Origin of the sequence: Sphingomonas sp. S-NIH.Pt3_0716 (assembly GCF_003950715.1) — a bacterium.
GTDB classification, from domain to species: domain Bacteria; phylum Pseudomonadota; class Alphaproteobacteria; order Sphingomonadales; family Sphingomonadaceae; genus Sphingobium; species Sphingobium yanoikuyae_A.
Genome location: NZ_QLJK01000003.1, coordinates 114,181 through 128,626, shown reverse-complemented (window position 1 = coordinate 128,626; position 14,446 = coordinate 114,181). Strand labels below are relative to the sequence as shown.

Annotated in this window: 11 protein-coding genes; 3 read left to right on the top strand and 8 right to left on the bottom strand. The window is 67.8% G+C overall.

The genetic code is table 11. The annotated features are described in order from the left end of the window. Nucleotides 1-45: 45 nt before the first annotated feature. The 3 genes from BRX37_RS03315 to mobA form a co-directional block, all read right to left on the bottom strand. Nucleotides 46-1,557, bottom strand: a complete 1,512-nt coding sequence (locus BRX37_RS03315; protein WP_125985503.1) for a tryptophan halogenase family protein — start codon at nucleotides 1,555-1,557, stop codon at nucleotides 46-48. Between the two features lie 47 nt (nucleotides 1,558-1,604). Beyond that, nucleotides 1,605-2,906: a cation:proton antiporter gene (locus tag BRX37_RS03310; RefSeq protein WP_125985502.1), complete on the bottom strand. Its 1,302-nt coding sequence runs from the start codon at nucleotides 2,904-2,906 to the stop codon at nucleotides 1,605-1,607. 125 nt (nucleotides 2,907-3,031) lie between these two features. After that, nucleotides 3,032-3,571 (bottom strand): molybdenum cofactor guanylyltransferase, encoded by a 540-nt coding sequence (gene mobA / locus BRX37_RS03305; protein ID WP_125985501.1) that lies wholly within the window; start codon nucleotides 3,569-3,571, stop codon nucleotides 3,032-3,034. A 71-nt stretch (nucleotides 3,572-3,642) separates the two neighbouring features. Between mobA and BRX37_RS03300 the strand changes: the two genes are divergently transcribed. Next, a complete protein-coding gene (locus BRX37_RS03300; RefSeq protein WP_125985500.1) occupies nucleotides 3,643-4,854 on the top strand; it encodes a cupin domain-containing protein in 1,212 nt (403 codons plus the stop codon). Continuing rightward, nucleotides 4,842-5,408 (top strand): pseudouridine synthase, encoded by a 567-nt coding sequence (locus BRX37_RS03295; RefSeq protein ID WP_010336407.1) that lies wholly within the window; start codon nucleotides 4,842-4,844, stop codon nucleotides 5,406-5,408. Before BRX37_RS03300 ends, BRX37_RS03295 begins: the two co-directional genes overlap by 13 nt. Nucleotides 5,409-5,907: 499 nt before the next feature. Here the strand turns inward: BRX37_RS03295 and BRX37_RS03290 are convergent, their stop codons facing one another. Continuing rightward, nucleotides 5,908-6,228: a hypothetical protein gene (locus tag BRX37_RS03290; RefSeq protein ID WP_125985499.1), complete on the bottom strand. Its 321-nt coding sequence runs from the start codon at nucleotides 6,226-6,228 to the stop codon at nucleotides 5,908-5,910. Between the two features lie 271 nt (nucleotides 6,229-6,499). Between BRX37_RS03290 and BRX37_RS03285 the strand changes: the two genes are divergently transcribed. Further along, entirely contained in the window at nucleotides 6,500-8,344 is a 1,845-nt protein-coding gene (locus tag BRX37_RS03285; protein ID WP_125985498.1) for an ABCB family ABC transporter ATP-binding protein/permease, read from the top strand. A gap of 4 nt (nucleotides 8,345-8,348) precedes the next feature. On the opposite strand, the gene bluB is transcribed toward BRX37_RS03285, so the two are convergent. From bluB to cobW, 4 genes are read right to left on the bottom strand one after another with little or no spacing between them, the layout of a single operon-like run. Then, complete coding sequence (gene bluB, locus BRX37_RS03280) at nucleotides 8,349-8,984, bottom strand: 5,6-dimethylbenzimidazole synthase (protein WP_125985497.1); 636 nt, start codon at nucleotides 8,982-8,984, stop codon at nucleotides 8,349-8,351. Then, nucleotides 8,984-9,589 carry a cob(I)yrinic acid a,c-diamide adenosyltransferase gene (gene cobO / locus BRX37_RS03275; RefSeq protein WP_125985496.1) on the bottom strand — a complete coding sequence of 202 codons (606 nt, stop codon included), beginning with the start codon at nucleotides 9,587-9,589 and terminating at the stop codon, nucleotides 8,984-8,986. The genes bluB and cobO overlap by 1 nt, the downstream gene beginning before the upstream one ends. Before the next feature lie 2 nt (nucleotides 9,590-9,591). Next, nucleotides 9,592-13,311 carry a cobaltochelatase subunit CobN gene (gene cobN, locus BRX37_RS03270; RefSeq protein ID WP_125985495.1) on the bottom strand — a complete coding sequence of 1,240 codons (3,720 nt, stop codon included), beginning with the start codon at nucleotides 13,309-13,311 and terminating at the stop codon, nucleotides 9,592-9,594. Next, a complete protein-coding gene (gene cobW, locus BRX37_RS03265; protein ID WP_037519491.1) occupies nucleotides 13,311-14,363 on the bottom strand; it encodes a cobalamin biosynthesis protein CobW in 1,053 nt (350 codons plus the stop codon). Before cobW ends, cobN begins: the two co-directional genes overlap by 1 nt. Nucleotides 14,364-14,446: the final 83 nt, after the last annotated feature.

Genomic DNA, 14,446 nt, shown 5'->3' with positions numbered 1-14,446 from the left:
TTATTGTGCATTGCAAAAAATATTCTACCGATGCGCATTTTTTGACTAGACCAATTCTGCAGGACAATAGCGGCGCAGGAATTCGCGATGGCTGGGCATCTCCGCGACGACCCCGGCAATCTCCTTGCGCATCCGCGCCAGCTCCTCGCGCAACTGCGGTTCGGGCATCATCGCCGCGACATGATGATAGCCGCGCGGGTGCATGCCCTGTCCCAGCAGCACCGATGACCAGCTGTCGACGCGGAACAGCTCATGCCCCAGTTGATAGGCGCGGCCATTTTCCTGCCACAGCGCCAGCCTTTCCTTCAGGCTGTCGGGTATCTCCATCGTCCGGCAATGATCCCAGAAGGGGGAATCATCGCGCTGGGTCACATGATAGTGAAGGATGATGAAGTCGCGGATATTCTCGAACTCCAGCCGTGACTTGCGGTTGAAATGGTCGAGCAGCGCGTCGTCGAAGCCGTGGAAGGGGAAATCCTCGATCAGCCGCGTCACCGCCGCCATCATCAGGTGGATGCTGGTCGATTCGAGCGGCTCGATGAAGCCGCCGGCCAGTCCCAGGCCAACGCAGTTCTTGTGCCACGCCTTGGTCCGCGTGCCGGTCTTGAACCGCACCAGCCACGGGTCGACGATCGGCTCCCCCTCGATTTCCGCCAGCAGCCGGGCATGCGCCTCATCGTCGGACATGAAATCGCTGGCGAAGACGAAGCCGTTGCCGTCGCGATGCTGCAGCGGGATGCGCCAGCGCCAGCCCGCCTCATGCGCGATCGCCGAAGTATAGGGCTGGGCCGGACCGTCGGAGGTGGACTGGACCGCGACCGCGCGGTCGGTGCGGATCCACTGGCCCCAATCCTCGAAGCCGACGCCCAGCGCCTCGCCCAGCAACAGCGATCGAAAACCGGTGCAGTCGATGAACAGGTCACCCTCGATCCGCGTGCCCGATTCCAGCACCAACGCCGCGATATGGCCGCTCTCGGGCGCCAGTTCGACATTGCGGATCTTGCCTTCGACCCGCTTCACCCCCGCCGGCTCGGCCAGGCTGCGCAGGAAGCGGGCATAGCGCGCCGCGTCGATATGATAGGCATAGCTGGGCGCGACCGAGCTGCTGAGCGACATGCGATTGGCCTCGCCCGCCACCCATTCCAGGCAATATTCGCCCAGTTCGCCGCCAAAGCCCTGCGCCCTGGCATGCAACCAGAAATGGTGGAAATCGGCCATCCAGCTCCATTGCAGCCCGATCGTGCCGAACGGGTGGATATAGCGGTCGCCGACCTGCCCCCAATTTTTGAACTCGATGCCCAGCTTCACCGTCGCCTGCGCCTCGGCCATGAAGCGGTCTTCGCGAATCTTCATCAGTTGGTGGAAGCCGCGGAAGGTCGGCACGGTGGATTCGCCCACGCCGATGGTGCCGATCGCGTCGGATTCGACGAGCGTGATGTCGATCAGCGGCCCCAGATGGCGGACCAGCGCGGTCGCCGTCACCCAGCCCGCGGTGCCGCCGCCGGCGACGACAACCCGCTTCACCACCCGGTCGGACGTCGGAAAATCTACATGCATGTCGGTCATTCCAGCGAAAGGGAAAACAGGGTGGGGCGCCGCATCGGTCAGGCAGCACCGGGCGTGGCGACGGCGCGCGCGGTGGGGTCATCGTCCGGCCCGTCGGCAATCGGGCCGCCCAGCCCCTTCCGGCGCGCCAGCCGGTCGATCGCCGGAACCGTCATCATCGTCGTCACGATCGTCATCAGCGCCAGCATCGCGAACAGTTCCGGCCCGATGATGCCGCGCTGCAGGCCGATATTGATGACCAGCAATTCCATCAGTCCGCGCGCATTCATCAGTGCGCCGACGGCGAGCGCGGTGACATTGTCCTGCCCGGTCAGCCGCGCCGCCGCCCAGCAGGCGCCCCCCTTGGCCAGGATCGATGCCGCCAGGATCGCCAGCGCAACCAGCGCCAGCGACAGGCTGCTGACCATCGTCACCTGCGTATTGAGGCCGGAAACGGTGAAGAAGATCGGCACCAGCAGGCCGATGGTCGTCGGCTCCAGCCTGCGGGCCAGCCCCTGCGACAGGATGCCGCGCGGCATCGCCACCCCCAGCAGGAAGCCGCCGAACACGGCATGCAGCCCGGCCATGTCCATCGCCCAGGCGCAACCGCCGAACAGCAGCAGCACGACCAGCAGCATGGCCGGCGTGACCCGCCCTTCCCGCTCTGCCCAGCGAGCCAGCGGCGCCAGCAGCCGGCTGCCCAGGAACAGCATGACGATCGCGAACAGCCCGCCGCCGCCCAGCGCCCGGACCGCGATCATTCCGTCCGCGCCGATGCAGGCGAGCAGGATCGCCAGGATCGACCAGGCGATCGCATCGTCGATCGCCCCGGCCGACAGCGCCAGCGCGGCCAGCGGCGTGTCACCCAGCCCCCGTTCGCGGATGATCCGCGCCAGCACGGGAAAGGCGGTGATGGAAATGGCGACGCCGATGAACAGGGTCGCCTCGAACGGCGTGACCGTCGGCCCGAACAGCCCCATGGCCGACAGCCAGGGCGTCAGCGCCACCGCGCCCAGGAAGGGCACGATGATGCCGCACAGCGAAACCGCAACGGCGCTGCCCGCCTGAAGATGGAAATGCGCGCGGCGAAAGCCGAGGCCGACCAGGAACATGTAGAGGCCGATGCCGGCCTGCGCGACAAATTGCAGCAGCGGCCGGGTCTCGATCGGGAAGAGCAGCGCCTGGGCCTGCGGCGCCAGCCAGCCAAGCAGAGAAGGACCAAGCAGGATGCCCGCGATCATGTCGCCGATCACCCGTGGCTGGTGCAGGAACCGGCCGACCAGCCAGCCGGACAGGCGACAGGCGCCAAGAATGACGACCATCTGCACCGCCAACGCCACGCCGACATGGACCAGATCCATGCACCCCTCCTTGCCCCTGTCCGGTGCATGGGAATCCCCGTTCCCCGCATCCGACGCGCCGGACAATGGCAGGATGGCGCGGGGGGACAAGTGGTTTTCGCATCCCGCCGCAAAAAATGGGAGCGCTACCCCCGATCGCGCCGGATCGCGGCCAGATCATCGGGCCGGTTGATATTGGGCAGGACCAGCCCCGGCAGCGTCACGGTGCGCGCACCAATCCGCGCCAGCCAGCCCCGGATCGACCGGTTATTATCCTCCGCCAGATGCGCGTCCAGTTCGGGCGCCAGCGCGGCCGGCCACCAGCCGAGCAGTTGCTGCCCATCGAGGATCGCGGCCCGCTCGCCGATCAGCAGCGCGGGCAGGTCGGCCGGATAGAAGGGCATGTCGCAGCCGCTGGTCAGCACGCCGTCAAAGCCATGGGCCTGCGCATGATGCAGCGCGGCGTTGAGGCCGCCAAGCGGCCCCATGTCCGGCCCTGGCCGGTCGGGCAGGCTGAGATAGGCTTCCTCGGTCCGGCCGCAGATCGCGATCGCGGCGACATGGGGAGAGAGCGCGTCAATCGCATGGTCGATCAGCCGCCGGCCGTCGAGCAGCGCCGCCGCCTTGTCGCTGCCGAAGCGGGTCGCGCGTCCGCCCGCCATTATCGCCCCCAACAGCCTGGCCATGCCCGCCCCTCCTGCCGATCCGGTCCATCCGCTTTGACATTGACAGGGCACAGGGGCAAGGGTTCGCGCCGATGGCAGGCGCGCCCCGCGCGCCGCCCCTTCCCGGCGAGACCCCGATGCAATTGCATGATTTCGATATCGACCTGTTCCTGCGCGACTATTGGCAGCAAAAGCCGCTGCTGATCCGCAATCCCTGGGCGCAATGGAGCAATCCACTGGCGCCCGAGGAGCTGGCGGGCCTGGCCTGCGAGGAGGGCGTCGAGTCGCGGCTGGTGGTGCAGGCGGACGGCGACTGGAAAATGGAACAGGGGCCGCTGGCGGAGGATCGCTTCGCCGCGCTCGGCGCCAGGCCCTGGACCTTGCTGGTGCAGGCGGTCGATCATCAGGTGCCCGAGGTCGCGGCGCTGATCGCCCCGTTCCGCTTCATCCCCGACTGGCGGATCGACGATGTCATGGTCAGCTATGCCAGCGACGGCGGCGGCGTCGGCCCGCATTTCGATCAATATGACGTCTTCCTGATCCAGGGCGCGGGCCGCCGCCGCTGGCGCATCGGCCAGGTGTGCGACGATAGCAGCCCGCTGCGCCCCCATGCCGATCTGCGCCTGCTCGCCACGTTCGACGCGACCGACGAATGGGTGCTGGAGCCCGGCGACATCCTCTATGTCCCGCCCGGCATTGCCCATGATGGCGTCGCGGTGGGCGATGATTGCATGACCTATTCGGTCGGCTTCCGTGCGCCGGCGCGCAGCGAACTGATCGAGGGCTGGACCGACCGGCTGCTCGAAGGGCTGGGCGAGGATGATCGCTATGCCGACCCCGCCTTGGCGCGTCAGGCCAATCCCGGCGAGATCGCGCCGGCCGCGCTGGCCCGGTTGCAGGCGATGGTGCTGGAGCAACTGGGCGACCCGGCCGGCTTTGCCCGCTGGTTCGGCGAATATAGCAGCACCCGCAAATATCCCGAGATTGACTGGGCGCCCGAGGAGGCGATCGACGCCGCATCCATGCAGGCGCTGGTGGCGGAAGGTGCACCCCTGCGCCGCAATCCGGCCAGCCGCTTCGCCTTCGTCCGGGCGGAAGACGCCATCATGCTGTTCGTCGATGGCGCGTCACATGACTGCACCGGCGCCTGTGCGGCGCTGGCGCAGCAATTGTGCGCGGACGACGCGCTGGAGCTTGATCCGGCGCTGGCGGGCGATGCCGCCGCGATCGCACTGCTGGTGCTGCTCCACAATCAGGGCAGCATCGCGTTTGAAGAAGAGGAGGACGACGCATGGGACGACTGATCCTCCTCAACAAGCCCTATGGCGTGCTCTGCCAGTTCAGCGACGAGCGCACCGGCCCGCCGCGCCCGACCCTGGCCGACTATGTCGACCAGCCCGGCGTCTATCCCGCCGGTCGGCTCGACCTCGACAGCGAGGGGCTGCTGCTGCTGACCGATGATGGCCGGTTGCAGGCGCGCATCGCCGACCCGCGCTTCAAGATGCCCAAAACCTATCTGGTCCAGGTGGAGGGCGACCCCGACGATGCGCCGCTGGCGGCGCTGCGGCGCGGCGTGCAGCTGAAGGACGGCATGACCCTGCCGGCGGAGGTCGAGCGGATCGACGATCCCGCGCTGTGGCCGCGCGACCCGCCGGTGCGCTTTCGCAAGAGCGTGCCCGATTGCTGGCTGCGCCTCACCATTCGCGAAGGGCGCAATCGCCAGGTCCGCCGCATGACCGCGGCGGTCGGCCTGCCGACCCTGCGCCTGGTCCGCTGGCGCATCGGCGACTGGACGATCGACGACATTGCGCCGGGCACATGGCGGGAGGCGCCGGCAATCCTGCGCCAGGGCCGATAGAAGACGCCTCTCCCGAAGTTCACAGTGTAAACGGGCTTTCGGGGCCTTTTGCGCCGGTTTTGCCCCCGAGACGCGCCGGCCACGCGCGGGAAACGCGTCACCTCCAACAGGGGGCGGGTCCGCGCGCACGACCGGATCGCGTCCGGCGTGACATTGCTGGGGATGAGCGGAAGCGACTATATCCCGTCATTGATGGCTGACGGCCCAATGCTGCCTTCTCCTCGTCGTCATCCCAGACTTTGATCCGGAATCCATTCAGCAATCCCTATCTGGCGCAGTGCAGAATGGATCCTGACTGTCGTCAGGATGACGCCTGTGGGGATTGGCAGGCTTCGACCAGATGCGGCTGTTCCCTACTCCCCTCCCTTCCAGGGAGGGGCCGGGGGTGGGTGCGCCGCGCAGCGGCGGTCTACGATCGATAGGGCAGAAGCTCGCTACGCTCGCAACCCACCCCAACCCCTCCCTGGAAGGGAGGGGCTATGCCTTGTTCCCACCCCTATCACCCGTCCCGTTCGCGCGCCTTAACCTTGCGGACCTCGGCCAGTTGGCCCATCAAAATCGTCAGCGCATCGCGTTCCGCCTGTGGCAGATCCCTGGTCTCGAAATGGCGGATCAGCACTTCGAGCGCATCGCCGATCCGGCCGATCTGCCGGCCATAGCTGCCGACCTCGTTCAGTACCGTGCGCTCTATGTCCGGGCGTGCCGTCTGGCCGAGCGCGATATTGATGAGGCCGACCTGGCCGCCGCTCTGCGTCCAGGTCAGGGGATTGATCGCCTGCCACAATCTTTCGGGGGCCAGCGCCACACTAAAGGGTTCCATGCCGTGCTCCTTGTCGGGGAAGGATGACGGAGGCGAAGCCTGCCATGGCCGCCGCATCGGGGCAAGATGCTGTCCTACAGCAGCCCGCTTTGCTATTCTTGCCACCCGGTTCCCGACTTTTCGATAGGATCGGCGGGGCGCAAGAAAATGTCAGAATGTGCGGGAAATGTGCGAAGTTAAGCGGATCATCTCCAACAAGGGACGCTTTTGCGTGGCCGGCCGGATGGTCGCGCCACTGGATTGCCGCCCGTCATGCCCTAAATAGCGACAAATGCCCCCAGCCACGCCCGATTCCACGCCCCTTCCGCCCGCCTGGGCCACGCTGCGGTGCTTCATCCCCTATCTCTGGCCGGCCGATGCGCCGGCGCTGCGCCGCCGTGTCGCGGTGGCGCTGGCGCTGGTCGCGCTGGCCAAGGTCGTCACCCTCGCCATGCCCTTCGCCTATAAGGGCGCGATCGACCGGATGGCGCCGGGGCTGGAGCCGGCCGCCGGCCTCGCCATGGCGCTGGTCGTCGCCTATGCTGGCGCGCGCTTTGGCGGCGTGCTGTTCGACAATCTGCGCAACGCCATTTTCGAGAAGGTCGGGCAGGAAGCCGGCCGGCGCCTGGCCGACGATGTCTTCGTCCATCTCCACCGCCTGTCGCTGCGCTTCCATCTCGACCGGCGCACCGGCGCCGTCACCAAGATCGTCGAGCGCGGCACGAAAAGCATCGACACGATGCTCTATTTCCTGCTGTTCAACATCGCGCCGACGGTGCTGGAGCTGCTCGCCGTCTGCGCCATCTTCCTGGTGAAGTTCGGCCCCGGCCTGGTCGCCGCGACGCTGGCCATGGTCGCCCTCTATATCTGGTTCACCCGGCTCGTCACCGAATGGCGCAACCAGTTGCGCCGCGACATGGTGGACATGGACACCAGCGCCGTCGCCCATGCCGTCGACAGCCTGCTGAATTTCGAGACGGTCAAATATTTCGGCGCGGAGGAGCGCGAGGCGCGGCGCTACGGCACCGCCATGCGCCGCTATGCCAAGGCGGCGGTGAAGTCGGAAAACAGCCTCGCCTGGCTCAATATCGGCCAGTCGCTGATCACCAACCTGATGATGGGCGGGGCGATGGCCTATACCGTCTGGGGCTGGAGCCGGGGGCAATTTTCCACCGGCGACGTGGTGCTGGTGAACACGCTGTTGTCGCAGCTGTTCCGCCCGCTCGACCTGCTCGGCATGGTCTATCGCACCATCCGCCAGGGCCTGATCGACATGGAGGCGATGTACAAGCTGATCGATACGGAGACGGAGGTGGCCGACGTGCCTGGTGCCCCGGCGCTGCAGGTGGCGGGCGGCGGCGTCCGTTTCGACAGCGTCCGCTTCGGCTATGATCCCGAACGCGAGATCCTCCATGGCGTCAGCTTCGCGGTGCCGGCGGGCAGGACCCTCGCCATCGTCGGTCCCTCGGGCGCGGGCAAGTCGACCATCGCCCGCATCCTGTTCCGCTTCTACGATATCCAGGGCGGCACCGTGTCGATCGACGGGCAGGATATCGCCGCCGTGACGCAGCAATCGCTGCGCGCCGCGATCGGCATCGTGCCGCAGGACATGGTCCTGTTCAACGACACGGTCGGCTATAATATCGGCTATGGCCGTGAGGGCGCGCGCCAGGAGGAGATCGAGGCGGCGGCCAGGGCGGCGTCGATCCATGATTTCATCATGAGCCTGCCCCAGGGCTATGACACCCGCGTCGGCGAGCGTGGCCTCAAGCTGTCGGGCGGCGAGAAACAGCGCGTCGCCATCGCCCGCACCCTGCTGAAAGACCCACCGCTACTGGTGCTGGACGAAGCGACCAGCGCGCTCGACAGTCGCACCGAGACCGAAATCCAGACCGTGCTGCGCGACATCAGCCGCAAGCGCACGACATTGGTGGTGGCCCATCGCCTGTCGACCGTGGTCGATGCCGACGAGATCATCGTGCTGGACGCCGGCCGCATCGTCGAGCGCGGCCGCCATGCCGATCTGGTCCGCGCCGATGGCCTCTATGCCACCATGTGGGCGCGCCAGGCGAGCGAACGCGACGACATGCCCGAGGAGCCGGGGATCGAGGACATGTTCGAGGTCGCCCCGCAATAAATGGTCAGCGCTCGCTGATCTGCGCCAGCGGATCGAGCCGGGCCTGCCAGCCCAGCCGGTCCAGCTCGGGCGTGTCGGCGACCGCTTCGGGATGGCCCAGGCATAGCAGGGCGGCGAAGGTCCAGCCGTCGGGCACCGCCAGCGTCCGCGCGACAAAGGCCGGATCGAGGATCGACACCCAGCCGAGCGCCAGCCCGCGTGCTCGCGCTGCCAGCCACAGCGTATGGATCGCCAGCACCACCGAATGGAGCCGGGTCTGCGGCATGGTCGCCGCGCCCAGCCCCGCGCCGGCCTGCGTCGCATCATCGCAGAAGACCGCGATGATCTCCGGCGCCTCGCCCAGCCCGTGCAGCTTCAGCGCGCGATAGGCGTCATGCCGGGTCGCGTCGGTGATCTGGCTGGTGGCCCGCTCCCGCTCGGCATCGACATGATCGGCCAGTGTCGCGCGCAGCGCCGGCGTCCTTACCCGGACGAAGCGCCAGGGCTGGCTGTTGCCGACCGACGGCGCCAGTTGCGCCAGCGTCAGCAGCTCCAGCACCAGTGCCTCGTCCAGCGGATCGGTGCGGAAATGGCGCACGTCGCGGCGCCAGGTCAGCAGGTCGGTCAGCGTCGCACAGAAATCGGGATTAAAGGCCTGCATCAATATTCGATGCCGGCCTGCGCCTTCACCCCGCTGCGGAAGGGATGCTTGATCATGGTCATCTCGGTGACCAGATCGGCCGCCTCGATCAGCGCCTCGGGCGCGTTGCGGCCGGTGACGACGACATGCTTCATGTCATCCTTGGCGGTCAGCACCGCCAGCACCTCGTCCAGCGGCAGATAGTCGTAGCGCAGCACGATGTTGAGTTCATCGGCCAGCACCATCGCATAGTCGGGGTCGGCGACCATGCGCTTCACCTCGTCCCACGCTTCGCGGGCCAGCGCGATGTCGCGGCTGCGATCCTGGGTGTTCCAGGTGAAGCCCTCGCCCATCGGCTTGAACTCGACCTGCTCGGGGAAAGCATCGAACACCGCCTTCTCGCCGGTGGTCATCGCGCCCTTGACGAACTGAACCACGCCGACCTTGCGGCCATGGCCGATCATGCGGACGACCATGCCCAGCGCCGCCGTGGTCTTGCCCTTGCCCTTGCCGGTATGGACGATCAGCAGGCCCTTTTCCTGGGTCTTGGTCGCCATGATCTTGTCATGGGCGGCCTGCTTCTTCTTCATCTTTTCCGCATGCTGTTCGTCGGTGCGTTCGACCATCGTCACTCTCCTGCAAGCTGGGCGAGCAGCATGCCCGCGCTGTTGGACTTGGGTTTCCACAGGCCGCGCGCCAGCGCCTCGCTCAGCCGGGCAGCGGTCTCGCGCAGGGCCGCGGGATTGGCATCGGCCATGAAGGCGCGCACGGCCTCATCCTCGATGAAGGCGGCGTGGACGGCGTCGAAATGATGGTCGCGCACCGCATGGGTGGTAGCGGCGAAGGCGAAGAGATAGTCGACCGAGGCGGCGATCTCGAACGCACCCTTATAGCCATGGCGCATGACACCGGCGATCCATTTGGGGTTGGTGACGCGGGCGCGGACGATGCGGCCGATCTCGTCCTCCAGCGTGCGGATCACCGGCCGCTCCGGGCGGCTATGGTCGTTATGATAGCTGAGCGGCTTGGCACCTTTCAGATGTTCGATGGCGGCGGCGATGCCTCCCTCGAACTGATAATAATCGTCGCTGTCGAGCAGGTCATGCTCGCGATTATCCTGATTCTGGACGACCGCGTCGGCCTGGGCCAGGCGGGTGGCGAACAGGCTGCGTTCGCGGTCGCCCTCCACCCCTGCGCCATAGGCATAGCCGCCCCAGTCGAGATAGACGTCCGCCAGATCGGCGCGGCTGTGCCAGATCTTCTCGTCGATCATCGCCTGCAGTCCCGCGCCATAGGCGCCGGGTTTCGATCCGAACACGCGGGCACCGGCGCGGCGCGCGGCCTCCGCCGCATCGGCACCGTCCGCCACCAGCGCCGCCTGTTCGGCGCGATGCCGGGCGGCGGCGGGGTTATCCTCGTCCGGCTCATCGAGCGCCATCATCGCGCGGGCGGCGCTGTCGATAAGGTCGATCTGTTCGGGAAAGGCGTCGCGGAAGAAGCCGGAGACGCGCAATGTCACGTCGACGCGCGGCCGGCCCAGCTCGGCCAGGGTCATCATCTCGAAGCCGACGACCCGCCCCGAACTCCATTCCCAGCGCGGCCGCACGCCCATCAGCGCCAGTGCCTGCGCAATATCGTCGCCGCCGGTGCGCATGTTCGCCGTGCCCCAGGCGGACAAGGCGATGGCGCGGGGATAGTCGCCTTCGCGCTGGAGATAATCGTCGACCAGCAATTGCGCCGATCGCTGGCCCAGGTCCCAGGCGACGGCCGTCGGCACGGCGCGGGTATCGACCGAGAAGAAATTGCGCCCGGTCGGCAACACGTCGGGCCGGCCGCGCGTCGGCGCACCCGATGGCCCTGGCAGCACGAAGCGCCCGTCGAGCCCGGCCAGCAGGGCCGCCGCCTCGCGCGGGCCACAGGCATCGACGCGGGGCGCCAGATCATCGGCGATCGCCGCCAGTACCGCGGCGCTGGCCGGGCCGACCGACGCCGCGCCATCGACCAGCGCCGCCGCCAGCAGTTCCAGTCGCTCGACCATGTCGCCATGGGTGCGCCAGGCATCTGTGGATAAGTCCGCCAATGCCGCCGGACGCGCCCCCTGCCACGGCGCCCCCAGCACGCAATCGAGCGGATCGAAGCCGAGCCTCAGATCATCGGCCAGCGCGCGCAGCAAGGACGCCTGCCCCGGATGATCGAGCCCGCGCGGCGTGCGCGCCAGCGCGATCAGCAGATCGCGGCGCAGCCGCCCCTGCGGCGAGGCGGTGAAGACATGCAGCCCATCGCGGATCTGCAATTCCTTGAGCTCGCACAGATAATTGTCGATCGCGGCAAGCGCGTCGTCATCATCACCGGCGGCGCCCGCATCCTTGTCCAGCCCCTGGCTGCGGGCGAGGTCGATGATATCGCGGCGCAGCCGGTCGAGCCGGCGCGGGTCCATGCCGGCGGCGAGATAATATTCGTCCACCAGCGCTTCGAGCTGCTTGAGCGGCCCATAGCTTTCCGCGCGGGTCAACGGCGGGGTCAGATGGTCGAGGATGACCGCGCCGATGCGGCGCTTGGCCTGCGTCCCCTCGCCCGGATCATTGACGATGAAGGGATAGAGTTGCGGCACCGGCCCGGCGCAGATTTCGGGGAAGCAATCGGCCGAAAGCGAAACCGCCTTGCCCGGCAGCCATTCCAGATTGCCATGCTTGCCGACATGGACCAGCGCCTGCGCGCCGAAATCCTGCTCCAGCCAGACATGGAAGGCGAGATAGGCATGCGGCGGCGGCAGCGCGGGATCATGATAGCTGCTCTTGGGATCGATATTATAGCCGCGCGCCGGCTGCACCGCGATCGCGACATGGCCGAAACGATGGACGGCGAGGCGAAAGGCGCCGTCCCGCACGAAGGGATCGGCCTCCGGCGCCCCCCAGCGATCGACCATGGCGTCACGCGCGCTGTCGGGCAGAGCGGCCAAGGCAGCGCGATAGATATCGAGCGACAGGCTGACCTCGCCCAGCCGATCGATCGACGCCCGGTCATTGGTGACGCCGCCGGTCATCAGCCGCATCAGCGCAGCGCCGTCGCGTGGGGCGTCGCCGATTGCATAGCCGGCCTCGCCCAGCCGGCGCAGGATCGCGGCGGCGCTGGCCGGCGTGTCGAGGCCGACGCCATTGCCGATCCGCCCGTCGCGATTGGGATAATTGGCCAGCACCAATGCGATCCGGCGCTCGGCAGGCGGCGTGCGGCGCAGCGCTGCCCAGTTGCGCGCCAAATCGGCGACGAAGGCGACCCGGTCGGGTGCCACGCGCGGCACGACGATGCCGCACTGGGTCCGCGCGTCGAACCGCTCGGCCGCCTTGAAGGCGACGGCGCGAGTGAACAGGCGCCCGTCCACTTCGGGCAGGGCGACATTCATCGCCAGGTCGCGCGGGCCAAGGCCACGGGCGGACCCGCGCCAGCTGCCTTCCTCGACCCCGGCAAAGGCGGTCTGCAGGATCGGGCAGTCGGCCTGTTCCAATATGCCCGGCACGCGCGGCTCGGACGAAGAGGAGGCGGCGAAGCTGGTCGCATTGACGATGATGTCGGGCGCGATGTCGGCCAGCAGCCCGCCGAGCCAGTCGCGCACGAACGGCTCGCGTAGCGCGCGGACATGCACGGCGGCGACATTGAAGCCGCGCGCGCCAAGCGCCGCGACCATCGCATCGACCGCGCTCAGCGTGCCGGCCACCACCAGCGCGCGATAGAAGATCAGCAGCGCCACCGGCCGCCCCTCGACCCAGGTTGCGCGCAATTCGGCCACGCCCGGCCGGTCATGGCCGGGCAGGTACAGGCCTGCGTCGGCGATCGGCAGCGGATGGTCGGGCTCGCCCGCATCCGCGCCGGTCAGCCGCGCGGCGCAGCGCAGGAAGGAGAGCGCATTGGCGGTGCCGCCCTGGCGCAGATAGTCGCGCAGCTGCTCGCGCATCGCCGCCGGCACGGTGGAAGCCAGATCCAGCGCGGGATCGCCCTCGCGCCCGTCGGCGATCGCGGCGAAGGCGATGCCGCGTTCGCGCGCGACCTGCGCAATCTCGTCCACGCCATAGGGCCAGTAGCTCTTGCCGCCGAGCAGGATGACGCAGACGAAGCGCGCCTTGGCGATCACCTTCTCGACATAGAGATCAACCGAATAGGGATGTTTGAGCTGTAGCAGATTGGCCAGCCGCACGCTCGGCGCATCATCGGGCAGGCGCGCGGCGGCGGCGGCGAAACAGGCCAGGTCGCTGTCCGCCACGGTCAGGATGACGATGTCGCCGGGCGGCTGGTCGAGGTCGATCGCCTCCTCGCCGTCGCTGATCGTTCCCGGCGTGGCGGACAGGAGATGCATCAGCCGAGCACGGCCTGGATGTCGGCCTCGATAGCGGCGCGGTCCAGCCCCTTCTGGCCGATCACCACCAACTGGGTGCGGCGCGCTTCCTGCGGCTGCCAGGGGCGGTCGAAGAAATGCTGGATGCGCGGGCCGACCGCCTGCACGACGAGGCGCATCGGCTTGCCCGCGACCGCGACCATGCCCTTGACGCGCAGCACGTCATGGGTGGCGATCAGCGCGGACAGCGCCTCCACCAGCGTGTCGGGATCGACAACGGCATCGCCGCCGACGACGAAGCTGTCGAAATCATCATGGTCATGATCCTCGCCCTCCGCCTCATGGTGCGAGGGCCGGGCGTCGAGATCATCCTCCGCCGCCGCGACGATGCCCAGCAGCGCGCCGATATCGACCGCACCATGGGCAGCGCGGACGATCTTCACGCCGGGCCGCGTTTCGGCATCGACCTGCGCCTCGACCGCGGCCAGCGTGTCGGCATCGACCAGGTCGCTCTTGTTCAGCACCACCATGTCGGCGCAGGCGAGCTGATCCTCGAACAATTCCTCCAACGGGCTGTCATGGTCCAGATTGGGGTCGGCGGCGCGCGCTGCGGCCAGAGCGGCCTCGTCCGTGGCAAAACGGCCGGCGGCGACCGCATCGGCGTCGATCAGCGCGACGACGCCGTCCACCGTGGCGCGGGTGCGGATGTCGGGCCACTGGAACGCCTTGACCAGCGGCTTGGGCAGGGCCAGCCCCGAGGTTTCGATGATGATATGGTCGGGCGGGCTCGGCCGGTCGAGCAGCGCGGTCATGGTCGGCAGGAAATCGTCGGCCACGGTGCAGCAGATGCAGCCATTGGCCAGTTCGACAATATCCTCTTCGGGGCAGGCGGCGTCGTTGCAGCCCTTCACCAGTTCGCCGTCGACGCCGACATCGCCAAATTCGTTGATGATGAGGGCGAGGCGGCGCCCCTTCGCATTTTCCAGCAGATGGCGGATCAGCGTGGTCTTGCCCGCGCCCAGGAAGCCGGTGATGACGGTGGTCGGAATCTTGGCAGATGCAGTGTTGGCCATGACAAATACTCGCGCGCCGGAGCAACCGGGGCGGGAGCGAACCGGGCGCGCACGCACGGCCGGCCGGCATCGCGGACGGGCGC